Genomic DNA, 20,108 nt, shown 5'->3' on the forward strand with positions numbered 1-20,108 from the left:
AGGAAAAGTGATGAGAATTAAGATAGGTTTAAAATGTGAAGAATGTGGTGATATTAACTATAGCACTTACAAAAATAGCAAAAACACCACTGAAAAATTAGAGTTGAAAAAATATTGCCCAAGGTTAAAAAAACATACGCTTCATAAGGAAGTTAAACTAAAAAGCTAAGATTAAGCTTTTAGGGCAATAGCTCCAACGGTAGAGCGTCGGATTCCAAATCCGCAGGTTGGGGGTTCGAGTCCCTCTTGCCCTGCCATAATTGAGGTTTGAATAAATGGAAAAATTGATAACTTATTTTAAATTATCAAAGATTGAATTAAGGAAAGTTATTTTTCCTTTGAAAGAACAAGTTCGAAATGCTTATATCATGGTTTTTATCGTGGTTACGGTGATTTCTTTGTTTTTGGCATTAGTGGATTGGATTATGTCTTCTATTGTTTCTATATTTGTATAGGATGGATTAATTAAATGAGTACTCATAAATGGTATGCAATTCAAACTTATGCTGGAAGCGAAATGGCTGTAAAAAGAGCTATTGAAAACTTAGTAAAAGATAACGGCATTGAGGATAGACTAAAAGAAATAGTTGTTCCAACAGAAGACGTTATTGAATTTAAAAATGGAAAAGAAAAGATTACTGAAAGAAGTTTGTATTCTGGATATGTGTTTGCGCATCTTGATTTAAATACAGAACTTTGGCACAGAATTCAATCTCTTCCAAAAGTTGGACGTTTTATTGGAGAATCAAAAAAACCAACTCCTTTAACCGAGAAAGACATTAATTTAATTTTGGAAAAAGTTCGCAATCGCGCAGCCCCTAAACCAAAAATTTCTTTTGAGGAGGGCGAGAACGTAAGAATTACAGAAGGTCCATTCGCAAATTTTACTGCTATAGTAGAAGAATATGATATGGTTAGAGGTTTGTTAAAATTAAATGTTTCTATTTTTGGACGTTCAACTCCAGTAGAAATCTTGTATTCACAAGTTGAAAAAATAATTTAATTATAAAAATTTAAGGAGATTTGTTATGGCTAAGAAAGTTGTAGGCGAAATTAAATTACAAATTGCTGCGACAAAAGCAAACCCATCGCCTCCTGTTGGGCCTGCTTTGGGTCAGCAAGGTGTTAATATTATGGAGTTTTGTAAAGCTTTTAATGAAAGAACAAAAGATATGGTAGGTTTTAATATACCTGTTGTCATCACTGTTTATGCAGATAAAAGTTTTACTTTTATTACAAAACAACCGCCAGCTACGGATTTAATTAAAAAGGCGGCAGGAATTTCTAAGGGAGCTGACAATCCACTTAAAAACAAAGTTGGTAAATTAACTCGTGCTCAAGTCTTAGAAATTGTTGATAAAAAAATTGCAGATCTTAATACCAAAGATAGAGATCAAGCAGCAAAAATCATTGCTGGTTCAGCTCGTTCTATGGGTGTTGAAATTGTAGATTAATTCCTTTCACCGCCAAGGTAAAAGGCGGTAGCACTTTAAAAATGCGGAGAAGATAAAATGGCTAAAATATCAAAGAGATTAAAAGAATTATTACAAAAAATTGATTCTAATAAAGAGTACAATGTAAAAGAGGCGATTGATACAGTTAAAAATTTAAAATCAGCAAAATTTGATGAGACTGTAGAAATCGCATTAAAACTTAATGTCGATCCAAGACATGCAGATCAGATGGTAAGAGGATCTGTGGTTCTTCCTGCCGGTACAGGTAAAAAAGTTCGTGTTGCTGTTATCGCAAAAGACGCAAAGGCTGATGAAGCTAAAAATGCGGGTGCGGATATTGTTGGAAGTGATGATTTGGTAGAAGAAATTCAAAAAGGAAATATGAATTTTGACGTATTGATTGCAACTCCAAATTTAATGGGTCTTGTGGGTAAAGTGGGTAGAATTTTAGGTCCTAAAGGTTTAATGCCAAATCCAAAAACTGGAACAGTAACAATGGATGTTGCACAAGCTGTCAATAATGCTAAAAGCGGACAAGTAAATTTTAGAGTCGATAAGCAAGGAAATATCCATGCAGGTCTTGGAAAGGTAAGCTTTTCTAAAGAACAATTATGGGATAATGTTTCGACTTTTATTAAAGCTATAAATAAACATAAACCGGCTGCAGCAAAGGGTAGATATATTAAAAATGCTGCCCTATCTTTAACAATGAGTCCTTCGGTAAAACTTGAAGTGCAAGAATTACTTGATATGAAATAAAGAGTTGATTTAACAACTCTTTATTTTAAGAATAAACATTTGAGAGAATTGTTAGTTTTTTGAAATGTTTATTTTAGATTGAAGATAGTCGAGGCGTAAGCTTAATTGGAAATTTCCACTCTGCTTGAAATCTCAATCGGAAAGGAGAAAATGTGACTAGAAGCGAAAAAATTGAAGTTATTTCTAAGCTTGAAGAAAGTTTTAAAGTTAGCGAAGCTATTGTAGTTTGCGATTACAAAGGTTTGCCTACTAAAAAATTGGAAGAACTTAGAAATAATGCAAGAGAAAATAATGTAAAAGTTCAAATTATTAAAAATACTTTGGCTAACATTGCTCTTAATAATTCCGGTAAAACAGGTCTAGTTCTTAAAGATACTAATATTTATCTTTGGGGCGATGATCAGCTTAATGTTTCAAAAGTAGTTGCTAAATTTGAAGAGAATAATGATAAATTTCAAATTAAAACTGCTTTTATTGACAATGAAGTTGCAGATGTTGCTAAAGTTAAAGCTTTGGCTAAAATGCCTTCACGTAATGAGTTGCTTGCTATGCTTTTGCAAGTTTGGAAAGCGCCAATTGCCAACTTTACTATTGGCTTAAATGCGCTAAAAAATAAAAAAGAAACTGAATAAAAAGGATTTAAAATGGCAATTTCAAAAGAAGATGTATTAGAATATATTTCAAACTTAAGTGTTCTTGAGCTTTCTGAGCTTGTAAAAGAATTCGAAGAAAAATTCGGTGTATCTGCCGCTCCAGTAATGGTAGCTGGTGGTGCTGCAGCTGGTGGTGCTGCAGCTGCTGCTGAAGAAAAAACAGAATTTAATATTGTTTTAACTGACGGCGGTGCTAAAAAAATAGAAGTAATTAAAATTGTTCGTGCTTTAACAGGTCTTGGACTTAAAGAGGCTAAAGATGCGGTAGAGCAAACTCCTTCGACTTTAAAAGAAGGTGTAGCTAAAGCTGAAGCCGAAGAAGCTAAAAAGCAACTTGAAGAAGCTGGTGCTAAAGTAGAACTTAAATAGCTTGAGTTTTTAATGGATTTAGTTGAAGAAGATTTGTTTATGGCAAGTCTTCTTTTTTTGTTTTTACCTAGTTTTTAGGTCTTCTTTTTTAAATTTACAAAATTTACCATGAGGTATATGCAAATGTTAGATAATAAATTAAGAAATCGTTTAAGAGCAGATTTCTCCAATATTTCAAAACAAATAGAAATTCCAAATCTTTTACAACTACAAAAAGCTAGTTTTGATTATTTTTTAAATTTTAATAATGGTGAAAGCGGTATAGAAAAAGTTTTTAAATCGATTTTTCCAATACATGATTCTCAAAATAGATTAAGTCTTGAGTATGTTAGTAGTGAAATTGGAAAACCAAAATACACTATTCGTGAGTGCATGGAAAGAGGTTTAACTTATTCTGTAAATTTAAAAATGAAAATCCGTCTTACCTTGCATGAAAAAGATGAAAAAACAGGTGAAAAAGTCGGTATAAAAGATATCAAGGAACAAGAAATTTATATTCGTGAAATTCCATTAATGACAGATCGAGTATCTTTTATAATTAATGGGGTAGAAAGGGTTGTTGTTAATCAACTTCATAGAAGTCCAGGTGTAATTTTTAAAGAAGAGGAAAGTTCGACAGTAGCTAATAAGCTTGTTTATACAGCTCAAATTATTCCAGATCGTGGCTCTTGGCTCTATTTCGAATATGATGCAAAAGATGTGCTTTATGTGAGAATTAATAAAAGAAGAAAAGTTCCTATTACTATGCTTTTTAGAGCTTTAGGATATAAAAAACAAGATATTATTAAGTTATTTTATCCTATTCAAACTATTCATGTTAAAAAAGATAAATTTTTAACTGAATTTAATCCAAATGATTTTGTAGATAGAATAGAATATGATATTAAAGACGAAAAAGGCAAAGTTGTTCATCAAGCAGGAAAAAAACTAACTAAAAAAAAGATCGAGCAACTAATAAAAGATGGTTTAAAGTGGATAGAGTATCCAGTAGAAATTTTACTTAATCGTTATTTAGCAAATCCAATTTTTGATAAAAAAAGTGGAGAAATGCTTTTTGATTCTTTAACTTTGATTGATGAAAGTAAACTTGCAAAAATAAGAGAACAAAAAAGTTTTGAGATCGCCAATGATTTAGCAAATGGTGTTGATACAGCTATAATTAACTCTTTTATACAAGATAATGAAACTTTAAAATTACTAAAACAAACCGAAAATCTTGAAGATGAAAATGACTTAGCTGCAATAAGAATTTATAAAGTAATGCGTCCAGGAGAGCCTGTAGTTAAAGATGCAGCGAAGGCTTTTGTAAATGATTTATTTTTTAATCCAGAAAGATATGATCTAACTAAGGTTGGTCGTATGAAAATGAACCACAAGTTAGGACTTGAAGTACCTGAATATGTAACCGTCTTAACTAATGAAGATATAATTAAAACCGCGAAGTATTTAATTAAAGTTAAAAATGGTAAAGGTCATATTGATGATAGAGATCATTTAGGAAACCGTCGTATTAGATCCATAGGTGAGCTTTTAGCTAATGAGCTTCATTTAGGTTTAGCAAAAATGCAAAAAGCAATTAGAGATAAATTGACTTCTTTAAACTCTGATATTGATAAGGTTATGCCTTATGATTTAATCAATCCTAAGATGATCACAACTACTATTATTGAATTTTTTACAGGTGGGCAGCTTTCTCAATTTATGGATCAAACTAACCCATTGAGCGAAATCACGCACAAACGTCGTTTGTCTGCACTTGGAGAAGGTGGTCTTGTTAAAGAAAGAGCAGGTTTTGAGGTTAGAGATGTTCATGCAACTCATTATGGTCGAATTTGCCCGGTAGAAACTCCAGAGGGTCAAAATATCGGTTTGATTAATACTCTTTCAACTTATGCTAAGGTTAATGAGCTTGGTTTTGTTGAGGCACCTTATAAAAAAGTTGTAAATGGAAAAGTTACAAATGAAATTGTTTATTTAACTGCTACGCAAGAAGAAGGTTTGTTTATTGCACCTGCATCAACTAAGGTCGATGCTAAAGGGAATATAGTGGAAGAATTTGTTGAGGCAAGACAAGATGGAGAAACTATACTTGCAAAAAAAGAAGAAGTTCAGCTTATAGATCTTTGTTCGGGTATGGTTGTTGGGGTTGCGGCTTCTTTAATTCCTTTCTTGGAGCATGATGATGCAAACAGAGCTTTAATGGGATCTAATATGCAACGTCAAGCAGTTCCACTTCTTACCTCTTCAGCACCTATTGTTGGAACAGGTATGGAAAGTGTTGTTGCGCGTGATGCTTGGGAAGCTGTAAAAGCTAAACGTGGAGGTGTGGTTGAAAAAGTAGATAATAAAAGTATTTTTATTTTAGGAGAGGATGAAAAAGGTCCTTTTATCGATCATTATATTATGGAAAAAAATTTACGTACCAATCAAAACACAAATTATATTCAACATCCTATCGTTAAGAAAGGAGAAGTTGTTAAAGCAGGGCAAATTATTGCAGATGGACCTTCTATGGATCAAGGAGAATTGGCTATTGGAAAAAATGCACTGATTGCTTTTATGCCTTGGAATGGTTATAATTACGAAGATGCGATTGTTGTAAGTGAAAGAATTATCCGCGAAGATACATTCACAAGTGTGCATATTTACGAAAAAGAGATAGAGGCTAGAGAATTAAAAGATGGTATAGAAGAAATTACCAAAGATATACCAAATGTTAAAGAAGAAGATATCGTGCATTTAGATGAAAGTGGTATTGCAAAGATTGGAACCCATGTTAAACCTGGTATGATTTTAGTAGGTAAGGTTTCTCCAAAAGGTGAAGTTAAACCAACTCCAGAAGAAAGACTTTTAAGAGCAATTTTTGGAGAAAAAGCAGGTCATGTAGTTAATAAATCTTTATACGCTACTGCTTCTTTAGAAGGAGTTGTTGTTGATGTTAAAATTTTTACCAAAAAAGGTTACGAAAAAGACGAAAGAGCAATAAAATCATACGATAAAGAAAAAATGTCTTTAGAAAAAGAACATCACGATAGACTTTTGATGATGGATAGAGAAGAAATGTTGAGAGTTTGTGCTTTATTATCTAAGTCAGCTCTTGCAAGTAGTCAAAAAATTGGAGATAAAAATTACAAAAAAGGAGAAAAAGCAGATTTAAGTGATTTAGAAAAAATTAATCGCTTTACTCTTGCTACTATTATTAAAGCTTATTCCAAGGAAGTACAAAAAAAATATGAAGATTTAAAAAATCACTTCCAAAATGAAAAGAAAAAACTAAAAGCTGAACATGATGAAAAGCTTGAAATTTTAGAAAAAGATGATATTTTACCAAGCGGAGTGGTAAAACTTGTCAAAGTTTATATCGCTACAAAAAGAAAATTAAAAGTTGGTGATAAAATGGCAGGGCGCCACGGAAACAAAGGTATAGTTTCTACTATAATTCCAGAAGTCGATATGCCTTATCTTGCAAATGGAAAGAGTGTGGATATTGCATTAAATCCTTTAGGGGTTCCAAGCCGTATGAATATCGGACAAATTTTAGAAAGCCATTTAGGACTTGTTGGGCTTAGATTTGGAGATCAAATTCAAGAAATTTTTGATAGAAAACAAAAAGATTTTATTAAAGAATTAAGAGCAAAAATGCTTGAAATTTGCTCTATTCCAAGACTTGCAAATGAAAAAGAATTCATTAAAAAATTAAGCGATGAAGAACTTTTAAATTATGCTAGAGATTGGAGTAAAGGAGTTAAATTCGCAACTCCTGTATTTGAGGGTGTCAATATAGAAGAATTTAAAAAATTATTTGAAATGGCAAAAATTGACATGGACGGAAAAACCGAGCTTTACGATGGAAGAACAGGTGAAAAAATAGCAGAGCGTGTTCATGTGGGTTGTATGTATATGTTAAAACTACACCATTTAGTTGATGAAAAAGTTCATGCTAGAAGTACTGGTCCATATAGTCTTGTAACTCAGCAACCAGTTGGAGGTAAGGCTCTTTTTGGAGGGCAAAGATTTGGAGAAATGGAAGTTTGGGCTCTTGAAGCTTATGGGGCAGCTCATACTTTAAAAGAGATGCTTACTATTAAGTCAGATGACGTAGAAGGTAGATTTAATGCTTATAAAGCGATCACTAAAGGAGAAAATGTTCCAGCAACAGGAATTCCTGAAACATTTTTTGTTTTGACGAATGAGCTTAAATCACTTGCATTAGATGTTGAGATTTTCGATAAGGATGAGGATAATGAGTAAATTTAAAGTGATAGAAGTAAAAGAAGATGCTAGACCTAGAGATTTTGAGGCTTTTCAATTAAGACTTGTCAGTCCTGAAAAAATAAAGTCTTGGTCTTATGGAGAAGTAAAAAAACCTGAAACAATCAATTATAGAACTTTAAAACCTGAAAGAGATGGACTTTTTTGTGCTAAAATTTTTGGTCCTATTCGTGATTATGAATGCCTTTGCGGCAAGTATAAAAAAATGCGCTTTAAGGGCGTTAAATGTGAGAAGTGTGGAGTTGAAGTAGCAAACTCTAAAGTGCGTCGTTCAAGAATGGGGCATATTGAACTTGTAACTCCAGTGGCACATATTTGGTATGTAAATTCTTTACCGAGTCGTATAGGCACACTTTTGGGTGTAAAGATGAAAGACCTTGAACGAGTGCTTTATTATGAGGCTTATATCGTTGAAAATCCCGGTGATGCATATTATGATAATGAAAATACTAAAAAAGTGGAACATTGTGATGTTTTAAATGAAGAACAATATCAGAATTTAATGCAACGTTATGAAAATAGCGGTTTTAAAGCAAGAATGGGTGGAGAAGTTGTTCGTGATCTGCTTGCAAATTTAGATCTCGTAGCGCTTTTAAATCAACTTAAAGAAGAAATTTCTTCCACAAATTCAGAAGCAAAAAAGAAAACTATCATTAAACGTTTAAAGGTGGTTGAAAATTTTTTAAATTCAAATTCTAATACAGATGTTAATAGCGAAGATGCGGTTCCTAATCGTCCAGAATGGATGATGATTACCAATTTACCTGTATTGCCACCAGATTTACGTCCATTAGTTGCTTTAGATGGGGGAAAATTTGCAGTTTCAGATGTAAATGACTTATACCGTCGTGTTATCAATAGAAATACTCGTCTTAAAAAGCTTATGGAACTTGATGCACCCGAAATTATTATAAGAAATGAAAAAAGAATGCTTCAAGAAGCTGTAGATGCTTTATTTGATAATGGTCGCCGTGCTAATGCGGTTAAAGGGGCCAATAAACGTCCTTTAAAATCTTTAAGTGAAATTATTAAAGGTAAGCAAGGACGCTTTAGACAGAATTTGCTTGGAAAAAGGGTTGATTTTTCTGGACGTAGTGTTATTGTTGTAGGTCCAAAATTAAGAATGGATCAATGTGGTTTACCTAAAAAAATGGCTTTAGAGCTTTTTAAACCGCATTTATTAGCTAAGCTTGAAGAAAAAGGTTATGCAACAACCGTTAAACAAGCAAAAAAAATGATAGAAAATAAAACCAATGAAGTTTGGGAATGTTTAGAAGAGGTTGTAAAAGGACATCCTGTTATGTTAAACCGTGCTCCAACTTTGCACAAACTTTCTATTCAAGCTTTCCATCCTGTTTTGGTTGAAGGTAAGGCTATACAATTACACCCTTTAGTTTGTGCTGCTTTTAATGCGGATTTTGATGGGGATCAAATGGCAGTACATGTGCCGCTTTCACAAGAAGCAATTGCAGAATGTAAAGTGCTTATGCTTTCTTCAATGAATATTCTTCTACCAGCAAGTGGTAAATCAGTAACCGTTCCATCTCAAGATATGGTTTTGGGAATTTATTATCTTTCTTTAGAAAAACCAAATGTAAAAGGTTCGCATAAGATTTGTACTGGCATTGATGAAGTTATGATGGCACTTGAAAGCAAGTGTTTGGACATCCATGCAAGTATCCAAACTATGGTTGATGGTAGAAAAATCATAACGACAGCTGGAAGATTGATTATTAAATCAATTTTACCTGATTTTATTCCTGAAAGTAGTTGGAATAAGGTTTTAAAGAAAAAAGATATTGCTGCGCTTGTTGATTATGTTTATAAACATGGGGGATTAGAAATTACTGCAAGTTTCTTAGATCGATTAAAAAATTTAGGTTTTGAATATGCTACAAAGGCTGGTATTTCTATTTCTATAGCGGATATTATTGTTCCTGATGATAAGCAAAAAGCTATTGATGAAGCTAAAAAACAAGTGAGAGAAATTCAAAATTCTTATAATCTTGGTTTAATCACTTCAGGGGAAAGATACAATAAAATTATTGATATTTGGAAAAGTACTAATAATCTCCTTTCAAAAGAGATGATGAAACTTGTGGAAAAAGACAAAGAAGGCTTTAATTCTATTTATATGATGGCGGATTCTGGAGCTAGAGGTAGTGCAGCTCAAATTTCTCAGCTTGCTGCAATGAGAGGACTTATGACTAAACCAGATGGTTCTATTATAGAAACTCCTATTATTTCGAATTTCCGTGAAGGTTTAAACGTTCTTGAGTATTTTATATCTACTCACGGTGCTAGAAAAGGTCTCGCAGATACTGCACTTAAAACAGCAAATGCTGGTTATTTAACAAGAAAACTTATTGATGTTGCACAAAATGTTAAAATTACTATAGAAGATTGCGGTACACACGAAGGTATAGAGATTAATGAAATTACAGCAGATAGTTCTATAATCGAAACTTTGGAAGAAAGGGTTTTAGGGAGAGTTTTAGCTGAAGATGTAATTGATCCGATTACAAATTCAGTTCTTTTTGCTGAAGGTACCTTAATAGATGAAGAAAAGGCGAAAGTTTTTGGTGAAAATAGTATTAAAAGTGTGAATATTCGTACTCCAATTACTTGCAAAGCCAAGAAAGGAATCTGTGCTAAATGTTACGGCATTAATCTTGGAGAAGGAAAGCTTGTAAAACCAGGTGAAGCAGTAGGTATTATTTCGGCACAATCTATCGGAGAACCTGGAACTCAGCTTACCCTTAGAACTTTCCATAGTGGTGGAACTGCAAGTACAGATTTACAAGATAGACAGGTTAGTGCTCAAAAAGAAGGTTTTATAAGATTTTATAATTTAAAAACTTATAAAAATAAAGAAGGAAAAATAATAGTTGCAAATCGTAGAAATGCAGCTATTTTGTTAGTAGAACCAAAAATCAAAGCACCATTTAAGGGTATAATTAACGTAGAAAGTATCCATGAAGATGTAATTGTCTCTATAAAAGATAAAAAGCAAGAGATTAAATATACTCTTAGAAAATATGATCTTGCAAAAGCAAATGAATTAGCAGGAGTTAGTGGAAGCATAGATGGAAAATTATATCTTCCATATCAAAATGGTGCTGAAATTAATGAAAATGAAAGTATTGTCGAAATAATCAAAGAGGGTTGGAATATCCCTAATCGTATTCCATTTGCAAGTGAAATTTTAGTTAAAGATGGAGATCCTGTTATTCAAAATATCAAAGCAGGCGAAAAAGGAACTTTAAAATTTTATGTTCTTAAGGGGGACGGCCTTGATAGAATTAAAAATGTTAAAAAAGGTGAAATAGTAAAAGAAAAAGGTTTTTTTGTTGTAGTGGTAGATGAGAATGGAAGAGAAGCAAAAAGGCATTATATTCCAAGAGAGTCTAAAATTGAATTTAGTGATAATGCAGTTATTGAAGATCCAAATACTATAATAGCGAGTGCTTCAAAACGAGAAAATAAAGTTATTGCAGAATGGGATGCGTATAATAATACTATTATTGCAGAAATAGATGGTACGATAAGTTTTGAAGATATAGAAGCTGGTTATAGTGCTGATGAGCAAGTTGATGAAGCGACTGGAAAACGTTCCTTGGTTATTAATGAATATTTGCCAAGCGGAGTTAGACCAACTTTGATAATTGCAGGAAAAGGCAATAAAGTAGCACGTTATCAATTAGAACCAAAAACGGTTATTTTTGTTCACGATGGTGATAAGGTTTCACAAGCGGATATTTTAGCTAAGACTCCAAAAGCTGCGGCAAAATCAAAAGATATAACAGGAGGTCTTCCAAGGGTTTCTGAGCTATTTGAAGCGAGAAAACCTAAAAATGGTGCTATTATTGCAGAAATAGACGGTGTGATTCGTTTTGATAAACCATTGCGTTCAAAAGAAAGAATTATTATACAAGCAGAAGATGGCACAAGCGTTGAGTATTTAATTGATAAAACAAAACATATACAAGTAAGAGATGGAGAATTTATCCATGCTGGGGAAAAATTAACCGATGGTGTGGTTTCAAGCCATGATATACTTAAAATTTTAGGTGAAAAAGCACTTCATTATTATTTAATTTCTGAAATTCAACAAGTTTATAGAGGGCAAGGGGTTGTGATTTCAGATAAACATATTGAAGTTATTGTTTCACAAATGTTAAGACAGGTAAAGGTTATAGATAGCGGAAATACTAAATTTATAGAAGGTGACTTAATTTCAAAACGTAAGTTTAGAGAAGAAAACGAGAGAATTATAAAAATGGGTGGGGAGCCTGCTATCGCAGAACCTGTGCTTTTAGGAGTTACAAGAGCTGCAATTGGAAGCGATAGTGTAATTTCTGCAGCATCTTTCCAAGAGACAACTAAGGTTTTAACTGAAGCAAGTATAGCTGGAAAATTTGATTATCTTGAAGATCTAAAAGAAAACGTTATTCTAGGTAGAATGATTCCTGTAGGAACAGGTCTTTATAGCGAACAAAAACTTAAATTAAAAGAACAATAATTAAATAGCCTTTTTGGCTATTTAATTTGATAGATTCCTTCTAATTTTGGAAAATCCAAATTGATCATTTCTTCTATTTTATTTTTTTCCTCAATTAATTATATAAGCAGATTTGAATAAATATTTGCGGTTTGTATATACTAAAAATACAAAGCGTCTAAGACTTAAAATGATTAAAGGAGTGTGTTTGCTCTAAATCAAAAGTGAACATAATTAGCAAAATAAGGAATTATAGATATAGATGAGAGAGAAATTTCTAGCATTAGATATGATTTTACTACGAGTTTAAAATTTGAAGATATAGTTTTTAATCTCACTTTTAGTACTTATATAGCACAAATGCAATAATACATTTTGTCAATTGTTAATGTTTTAATTTAAATTCCGCATTTGGAAATCAAAGTGAAAAAGCTAGACTTTGTTTTAAAAAGCGAATTTATAGAATTTATTGATACAAAAAGTAATATAAATTAAAAATTTAGTCAAAATATTTAGCCAAGCCTGTAAAAATAAATACTATTTTAAAAAATTTTACTTATTATAAAATAAAAAGGAATTTAAAAGAAAGAAGAATATATTTTTATAGGAATTGATATAGGTACAACAGGTGTTAGAGCTACTGCTTATGAAAAAATGGAACTCTTCTTTATTATGCAGAACAAAATCATGAATTAATTTTCATTAAAAGTAAAAAAGTTATAAAAGAAGTGGCAAATAAGCTCTTATATTTTAGAAAAAAACCTCTCGGTATATCTTTAAGTGTAGCTATGCATAGTTTTTCTCTAGCTAAAAAATATGAATTTTTGAGCAATATGTTAATTTGGGCTGATGGTAAGCATGGTCTGAAGAGTATTTAGCTACTCACGTTGTTTATTTGCAATACAATACAGAAAAACAATAATTTATTTACCTTGATTCGCAATTTGAATCAAGGTTTTTTAGAATTTAGATTCACCGAATCTTATTTTGTTATTCAAGCAATAAGTTTATTTATATTGCTAAGCCTTAATTTTTTACAGATGATCGTATAAATTTAAGATTAATATTATGCTATATGGAGTGTTTTTGCTTTTTATCATGAGAAATTTTAAGCAAATGTTTAATGATTAAACTTTTTTGTTTAAATGTTATTGTTTGAAAAGTTATTTGGTAATTTTGCAACATTTTTTCAAATAAGTCTTGATTTGTATAAAATAATTAAAAGGTACTCCTCCTAAAACAGCTATTATGTTACAAACGTATTTTTATAATGGTATAGATCTAATTTTCAACTTGAATAGCAAAACTATCCAATTGATATATAGTATATGAAACATCTCCTTTTATTTTTAAAGATTGAGATAAGGGATAATATCTTGTAGTAAATACATCACTACCATCATTTATAAATACTTCAACAGAAGAAGTATCTACAAATATTCTAAGATTATATATCGTATTAAGTTCTACACTTCTTTTAGTACGTCCACATCCTATAGTTTTTCCTATATCACCCATAAATTCTAGTATAAACTTATTATTTTGATGCTTAATAAATAATCCTTCAGATATAACAACCTGTAAATCTTTAGAGTCTTTTATATCAATTAAAACTTCATATGAGTCTATATTATTGTTTTTTATATCTTCTATAGATAAAGTATCCCTTCTCAATTTTTCTAAACTCTTATGAGGAGTTTGGTATACTCTATTATTTTTAAAAGATAGAGTACGTGCTATAGTGAGACAATGCTGCCAAGTTTCAGTATTGTTTTTATATTCTTCATCTATATCCGGTAATCCCATCCAGCCTATCATAACTCTATCATTATTTTCATCTATAAATGTTTGTGGGGCATAAAAGTCAAAACCCTTATCCAATATAAAAAATTTATCTACAGTAATATCATTTTTAAAATTATCTTCGGGGACAATAAAATATCCATTTAAATATATATTTTCATATAAAGATTCTACTCTTTTTACTCCTTGAGGGCATGTTATTAAAATATATTGGCCATCTAATTTAAATAAGTCAGGACATTCCCACATATAGGCAAAATCTTCTTTGGAATTTATCATACTTAAATATTTCCAATGCACTTTATCTTCAGAAGTAAATATGATAACGGCTCCTTTATTGTTTGGCTTAGTATTTCTTCTTACACCTTGAACCATATAATACATATTTCCTTCTTTCCATACTTTAGGATCTCTTATATGATTAGTTATACCATCAGGATAATCTTTCATTTCCATTATACATTTTTTATTATCAAAGTTTATGCCATCATTTGAAGTTATTAAAATAGTATTAGATTCTCTACCTTCATTAACGTAGTCATAATCTCCTCTTAACTCAATATTGCCAGTATAATATATGTACATTTTATTATTTTCTATAAATGCACTACCTGAAAATGCACCGTGGCAATCATATTTCTCATCAGGATATACAGATACACCTATATATCGATAGTTTATTAAGTCTTTAGTTTTATAGTGTCCCCAAAATTTAAGTTCACCATTTACTTCAAAAGGAGAATATTGGAAAAATATATTATATTCATTGTTATAATAACAAAGTCCATTAGGATCATTAAGCCAACCAATAGGAGGCATTAAATGATAATTTAATCTATACTTATCATTTTTCGCACTTAATAAGGACTCTTTTTCTAACTTTTTAATTGCTTTTTTTAAAGTTTTGCCCAAAACACTTATCATATTAAACCTTTCTTATTTTTTTGTCTTCAATTATATTATAATCCTAATATTATTCCTATGTACAGGCGAACTACCAAATACTCTAAATGCAGACCAACATATTAAAGCAGGTAAAAAAGCAAAAGTTGTTTCTGTAAGTACGCTTATAAATATTAAGAAATCTGGAGATATTTGTTCTGGGCTAAGATTAAAGATAGATAAAAGAGTTTCATTTAGCAAAGCTCCTTTGATCCCTAAAAATAAACCAGTTGCAATCATTGCAGGCATTATCGGTACAAATGCATCAGCAAAAATACGTATAAATCTTTTGAAACCTTTTTTATTTTCTAAAGGTTCACTACTTTCTTGTGTATTATTAGAAGTAGTAGTACCATTTACATCTAACATATAAATATCCCTTTGCATAATTTTTTATGTAATGTGATATTATTATCATAGTTATTTTTCATTATACAATTTATTTTTTTTATTGTCAAATTTGCTTATTGCTACACATCACAAGTTTTTAGATCTTATAAAATCTTATTTAGCTAGAGCGCGAAATTTGGAATGAGTATTATTTTTATAGATTAAGGATATAAAATGGCTTATTAAAAAATACAAAATATTCAAGACCAATATCGTTTTATCACGGAATATTTCTGCTTTTTATGCAATGATTAAACTTTCTTGTTTAAATGTTATTGTTTTAAAAGTTATTTGATAATTTTGTAACACTTTTTTCAAATTGGTATTAATTTTTCTTGATATATGAATCAATTTCGTGCTAAAATAGTTTAATAAAAAATGTAAAATATTACAAACGTATGATATCGTATTTGATATTTGTTTGAAAAAAATATTTAGCAAGGATTATTGATGAAAGTTTTAGTTTTTGGTGAAATTTTATATGATGTTTATGGTGATAAATACTCTATAGGTGGAGCTCCATTTAATTTTGCTATTTGGCTTTCTAGAATGATTGGGACAAAAGAGGCTTTAACTATGATTAGTGCTTTAGGAAATGACGATTTAGCCTTAAAGGCTTTAGAATTTGCTAAAAAAGAGCATATAGATACAAGCCTAATTGAACTTTCAACCCAATTTCCTACAGGTAAAGCTTTGGTATTTTTAAATGAAGATAAAATTCCTGATTATATCATTGAAGAAAATGTAGCTTGGGACAATATAATATTTAATGAGCAAGTTTCTCAAGCTTTAAATTTAGACTACGATATTTTTTATTTTAATCTTTTGGCTCAAAGATTTAGTACTAGCTACAATACTTTAAAAAAAATTATGCAAAAAGTAAAGGCAAAATTTAAGGTTTTTGATATGACTTTAAGAAAGGAATATTTTACTAAGGAAAAACTTTTTGAAGCTCTTAATTTTATAAATGTTTTAAAGGTTAATGAGGAAGAATTAGAGCTCATTAAAAAGCTTTTTTATCCTGATTTTAAATCGGACGTAAAACAAATTTTAGCACTCATTCAAAAGGATTTTAATATACCTTATATTTTCTTAACTTTAGGAGAAAAAGGATCTTGCTTGCAAAGTCTTAATGGATTTTTTACTCAAAATGCAAGAAAAGATATTAAACTTGTAGATACAGTAGGAGCAGGAGATTCTTTTTGTGCATCTTTGAGTTATGCTTTAGTTAAAAATTTAAGCGAGGAAAAAATTTTAAGTTTTGCTACAGAAATGGCTGAAAATGTTATACAGCTTCAAGGTGGAACAACTTTGTTTGATTTTCATCAAATCAAAAAAAGGTATTTTTAAGCAGTTTAAAAAAGCTATTTGAGAGTTTTGTTGTTAATGAAATTGTAAGATAGTTTGAAAGGATTGAACCTTCAAAAAACATCAAAATTGCAATTATTTTAGTAACTTCACTTTTCTTTAAATTATGGACAGTAAGTTACGTAACTTATAGATATGATGAATAAAAATTTCCAAAATCATCTTCATTTCACTCAAAGTCAGAGTAGATATTTACAATTCGTTTATTTTGGAGCTTTACTTGTAATAGGTGTGGTTGGAAAAACCATTATGCCTATTCGTATATCTTATAAATTATTAATGGTATAAGTTGGGATATCCGACAATGGTGCCTTTATTTTATATGTTACTTGGTATGGATTTTTTGGGTCACCAATAAAGTAAATCTTAGTTTATATTTTTGTAAGTAAAATTTAGCTACAATCACGACTTTATTATATTTTTCAAAGAAAGGAATTAATTGTGCCAACCATAAATCAACTGGTTAGAAAAGAGCGTAAAAAGGTTTTAGAAAAATCTAAATCTCCAGCGCTTAAAAATTGCCCACAAAGAAGGGGAGTTTGCACTAGGGTTTATACAACAACTCCTAAAAAGCCAAACTCAGCGTTAAGAAAAGTTGCCAAAGTAAGACTTACTAGTGGCTTTGAAGTGATTAGCTATATCGGTGGTGAAGGTCATAACCTACAAGAACATAGCATTGTTTTAGTGCGTGGTGGTAGGGTTAAGGATTTACCAGGTGTGAAGTATCACATTGTGCGTGGTGCACTCGATACAGCAGGTGTTGCAAAAAGAACGGTTTCTCGTTCTAAATATGGTGCTAAGCGTCCTAAAGCAAGTGCTGCTAAGTAAAAATTAATGACAGACAAATCCGTTTGATTTGATTTTGTTTGAGTAAAATTAAAAATTTGAAGGAATAAATAATGAGAAGAAGAAAAGCTCCGGTAAGGGAAGTTTTACCTGATCCGATTTATGGTAATAAAGTAATCACAAAATTTATTAATTCTTTGATGTATGATGGAAAAAAGAGTGTCGCAACAACTATTATGTATGGTGCTTTAGAAGCTATTGATAAAAAAGGTGGCGAAAAAAAAGGAATCGATATTTTTAATGACGCTATTGAAAATATTAAACCTCTTTTAGAAGTAAAGTCTCGCCGTGTAGGTGGTGCTACTTATCAAGTTCCAGTAGAAGTAAGACCTGCTAGACAGCAAGCTTTAGCTATTCGTTGGATCATTTCTTTTGCAAGAAAAAGAAGCGAAAGAACTATGATAGAAAAGCTCGCAGGAGAGCTTTTAGATGCTGCTAATAGCAAAGGTGCGTCATTTAAGAAAAAAGAAGATACTTATAAAATGGCTGAAGCAAATAAAGCATTTGCTCACTATCGTTGGTAAGAGGAGAATAAGATGTCAAGAACTACTCCTTTAAAAAAAGTTAGAAATATAGGGATTGCAGCTCATATTGATGCTGGAAAAACAACAACAAGTGAAAGAATTCTTTTCTTTACTGGAATGAGTCATAAGATCGGTGAAGTACACGATGGTGCTGCAACTATGGACTGGATGGAGCAAGAAAAAGAAAGAGGTATTACAATCACTTCTGCTGCTACAACTTGTTTTTGGAAAGATCATCAAATCAATCTTATCGACACTCCAGGCCACGTCGATTTTACAATTGAAGTTGAAAGATCAATGCGTGTTTTAGATGGAGCTGTAGCTGTTTTTTGTTCAGTTGGTGGGGTTCAACCTCAATCAGAAACTGTTTGGAGACAAGCAAATAAATATGGAGTTCCAAGAATAGTTTTTGTTAATAAAATGGATAGAATCGGTGCTAATTTCTACAATGTAGAAGATCAAATTCGCAACCGCTTAAAAGCAAATCCAGTTCCACTTCAAATTCCAATTGGTGCTGAAGATAATTTTAAAGGTGTTATTGACCTTGTAACAATGAAAGCTTTGGTTTGGGAAGATGACACAAAACCAACAGATTATGTTGAAAAAGAAATTCCAGCAGAATTAAAAGAAAAAGCTGAAGAATATCGCACTAAGATGATAGAAGCGGTTTCTGAAACTTCTGATGAGTTGATGGAAAAATATCTTGGTGGAGAAGAATTAACTCTTGAAGAAATTAAGGCAGGGATTAAAGCAGGATGTTTAAGTCTTGCTATTGTTCCTATGCTTTGTGGAACAGCTTTTAAAAACAAAGGTGTTCAGCCTTTATTGGATGCGGTTGTAGCTTATTTACCAGCTCCTGATGAAGTAGCAAATATCAGAGGTGAATATGAAGATGGTACAGAAGTTTCTGTAAAATCAACTGATGATGGTGAATTTGCGGGACTTGCTTTTAAAATTATGACTGATCCATTTGTGGGGCAACTTACTTTCGTACGTGTTTATCGCGGTAGCTTAGAGAGTGGTTCTTATGCTTATAATTCTACAAAAGATAAAAAAGAAAGAATCGGTCGTCTATTAAAGATGCATTCAAATAAAAGAGAAGAAATCAAGGTTCTTTATGCAGGAGAAATTGGTGCTGTTGTGGGACTTAAAGATACTTTAACAGGCGATACTTTAGCTAGTGAAAAAGATAAAGTAATTTTAGAAAGAATGGATTTTCCAGATCCTGTTATTTCTGTTGCAGTTGAGCCAAAAACTAAAGCAGATCAAGAAAAAATGTCTATAGCTTTAAATAAACTTGCACAAGAAGATCCAAGCTTTAGAGTTTCTACTGATGAAGAAAGTGGCCAAACTATTATTTCAGGTATGGGCGAACTTCACTTAGAAATTATCGTTGATCGTATGCTTCGTGAATTTAAAGTTGAAGCTGAAGTAGGTCAGCCTCAAGTTGCTTATAGAGAGACAATTAGAAAAACAGTTGATCAAGAATACAAATACGCTAAACAATCAGGTGGACGTGGTCAATATGGACATGTATTTTTACGTCTTGAACCGCTTGATCCAGGAAGTGGATATGAATTTGTTAACGATATCAAAGGTGGAGTGATTCCTAAGGAATATATTCCAGCTGTAGATAAAGGTATCCAAGAAGCTTTGCAAAATGGTGTTTTAGCAGGATATCCTGTAGAGGATGTAAAAGTGACTGTTTATGATGGAAGTTATCACGAAGTGGATTCATCTGAAATGGCATTTAAACTCGCTGCATCTATGGGATTTAAAGAAGGAGCTAGAAAAGCAGGAGCTGTAATTTTAGAACCTATGATGAAGGTTGAAGTTGAAACTCCAGAAGAATATATGGGAGATGTGATAGGCGATTTAAACAAGCGCCGTGGTCAAGTAAATTCTATGGATGAAAGAGGTGGAAATAAAATCATCACCGCATTTTGTCCTTTAGCTGAAATGTTCGGTTATTCAACAGACCTTAGAAGTCAAACCCAAGGTCGTGCAACTTACTCCATGGAATTTGATCATTATGATGAGGTTCCAAAAAATGTTTCTGAAGAAATTATCAAAAAAAGAAATGGTTAAAAATTAAAGCGGAATTTTTCTTCCGCTTTTTTGTCCTCGTAGCTCAGCTGGATAGAGCACAAAATTCCTAATTTTGAGGCCGTGAGTTCGAATCTCGCCGTGGACACCATTTAATAATTATCTTTAACTTTTGTTCTTA

General features: G+C 31.5%; 15 protein-coding genes, 2 tRNA genes and 1 pseudogene. 16 read left to right on the forward strand and 2 right to left on the reverse strand.

The features are described 5' to 3' along the window. Window positions 1-10: 10 nt before the first annotated feature. From rpmG to rpoC, 10 genes are all read left to right on the forward strand, one after another. Window positions 11-169 carry a 50S ribosomal protein L33 gene (rpmG, locus tag CQA69_RS06185; RefSeq protein WP_137620925.1) on the forward strand — a complete coding sequence of 53 codons (159 nt, stop codon included), beginning with the start codon at window positions 11-13 and terminating at the stop codon, window positions 167-169. Between the two features lie 12 nt (window positions 170-181). Further along, window positions 182-257 (forward strand) — tRNA-Trp (locus CQA69_RS06190). A gap of 18 nt (window positions 258-275) precedes the next feature. Beyond that, window positions 276-455 carry a preprotein translocase subunit SecE gene (gene secE, locus CQA69_RS06195; protein ID WP_137620926.1) on the forward strand — a complete coding sequence of 60 codons (180 nt, stop codon included), beginning with the start codon at window positions 276-278 and terminating at the stop codon, window positions 453-455. Window positions 456-469: 14 nt separating this feature from the next. Continuing rightward, window positions 470-1,003, forward strand: a complete 534-nt coding sequence (gene nusG, locus CQA69_RS06200; RefSeq protein WP_137620927.1) for a transcription termination/antitermination protein NusG — start codon at window positions 470-472, stop codon at window positions 1,001-1,003. A 25-nt stretch (window positions 1,004-1,028) separates the two neighbouring features. After that, window positions 1,029-1,454: a 50S ribosomal protein L11 gene (gene rplK / locus CQA69_RS06205; protein WP_137620928.1), complete on the forward strand. Its 426-nt coding sequence runs from the start codon at window positions 1,029-1,031 to the stop codon at window positions 1,452-1,454. A 57-nt stretch (window positions 1,455-1,511) separates the two neighbouring features. Further along, window positions 1,512-2,213, forward strand: a complete 702-nt coding sequence (gene rplA, locus CQA69_RS06210) for a 50S ribosomal protein L1 (protein WP_137620929.1) — start codon at window positions 1,512-1,514, stop codon at window positions 2,211-2,213. Window positions 2,214-2,365: 152 nt separating this feature from the next. Beyond that, window positions 2,366-2,845, forward strand: a complete 480-nt coding sequence (gene rplJ / locus CQA69_RS06215) for a 50S ribosomal protein L10 (protein WP_137620930.1) — start codon at window positions 2,366-2,368, stop codon at window positions 2,843-2,845. Window positions 2,846-2,857: 12 nt separating this feature from the next. Continuing rightward, window positions 2,858-3,235: a 50S ribosomal protein L7/L12 gene (rplL, locus tag CQA69_RS06220; protein ID WP_137620931.1), complete on the forward strand. Its 378-nt coding sequence runs from the start codon at window positions 2,858-2,860 to the stop codon at window positions 3,233-3,235. Between the two features lie 123 nt (window positions 3,236-3,358). Further along, complete coding sequence (rpoB, locus tag CQA69_RS06225; RefSeq protein WP_137620932.1) at window positions 3,359-7,486, forward strand: DNA-directed RNA polymerase subunit beta; 4,128 nt, start codon at window positions 3,359-3,361, stop codon at window positions 7,484-7,486. Beyond that, entirely contained in the window at window positions 7,479-12,029 is a 4,551-nt protein-coding gene (rpoC, locus tag CQA69_RS06230; protein WP_137620933.1) for a DNA-directed RNA polymerase subunit beta', read from the forward strand. The genes rpoB and rpoC overlap by 8 nt, the downstream gene beginning before the upstream one ends. Window positions 12,030-13,289: 1,260 nt before the next feature. Here rpoC and CQA69_RS06235 read toward each other — a convergent pair. Together CQA69_RS06235 and CQA69_RS06240 are read right to left on the reverse strand one after the other, a co-directional pair. After that, window positions 13,290-14,735: a glycoside hydrolase family 32 protein gene (locus tag CQA69_RS06235; protein WP_212741629.1), complete on the reverse strand. Its 1,446-nt coding sequence runs from the start codon at window positions 14,733-14,735 to the stop codon at window positions 13,290-13,292. 30 nt (window positions 14,736-14,765) lie between these two features. Continuing rightward, window positions 14,766-15,122 (reverse strand): PTS transporter subunit EIIC, encoded by a 357-nt coding sequence (locus CQA69_RS06240; RefSeq protein ID WP_212741630.1) that lies wholly within the window; start codon window positions 15,120-15,122, stop codon window positions 14,766-14,768. Window positions 15,123-15,593: 471 nt separating this feature from the next. On the opposite strand from CQA69_RS06240, the gene CQA69_RS06245 reads away from it, so the two are divergent. The 6 genes and pseudogenes from CQA69_RS06245 (at window position 15,594) to CQA69_RS06270 (ending at window position 20,078) form a co-directional block, all read left to right on the forward strand. Next, on the forward strand, window positions 15,594-16,493 hold the full coding sequence (locus CQA69_RS06245; protein WP_212741631.1) for a carbohydrate kinase family protein: 900 nt from the start codon (window positions 15,594-15,596) through the stop codon (window positions 16,491-16,493). 62 nt (window positions 16,494-16,555) lie between these two features. Further along, a pseudogene (locus tag CQA69_RS09185) lies at window positions 16,556-16,787 on the forward strand (glucose/galactose MFS transporter); the annotation flags it as partial. A gap of 165 nt (window positions 16,788-16,952) precedes the next feature. Next, a complete protein-coding gene (gene rpsL / locus CQA69_RS06255; RefSeq protein ID WP_134869139.1) occupies window positions 16,953-17,339 on the forward strand; it encodes a 30S ribosomal protein S12 in 387 nt (128 codons plus the stop codon). 71 nt (window positions 17,340-17,410) lie between these two features. After that, window positions 17,411-17,881 carry a 30S ribosomal protein S7 gene (gene rpsG, locus CQA69_RS06260; protein WP_137620936.1) on the forward strand — a complete coding sequence of 157 codons (471 nt, stop codon included), beginning with the start codon at window positions 17,411-17,413 and terminating at the stop codon, window positions 17,879-17,881. Window positions 17,882-17,893: 12 nt separating this feature from the next. Next, entirely contained in the window at window positions 17,894-19,969 is a 2,076-nt protein-coding gene (gene fusA, locus CQA69_RS06265; RefSeq protein WP_137620937.1) for an elongation factor G, read from the forward strand. A 32-nt stretch (window positions 19,970-20,001) separates the two neighbouring features. Next, window positions 20,002-20,078: transfer RNA gene (locus tag CQA69_RS06270), tRNA-Arg, on the forward strand. Window positions 20,079-20,108: the final 30 nt, after the last annotated feature.

Origin of the sequence: Campylobacter estrildidarum, assembly GCF_005406205.1 — a bacterium.
In the GTDB taxonomy this organism is placed as follows: Bacteria; Campylobacterota; Campylobacteria; order Campylobacterales; family Campylobacteraceae; genus Campylobacter_D; species Campylobacter_D estrildidarum.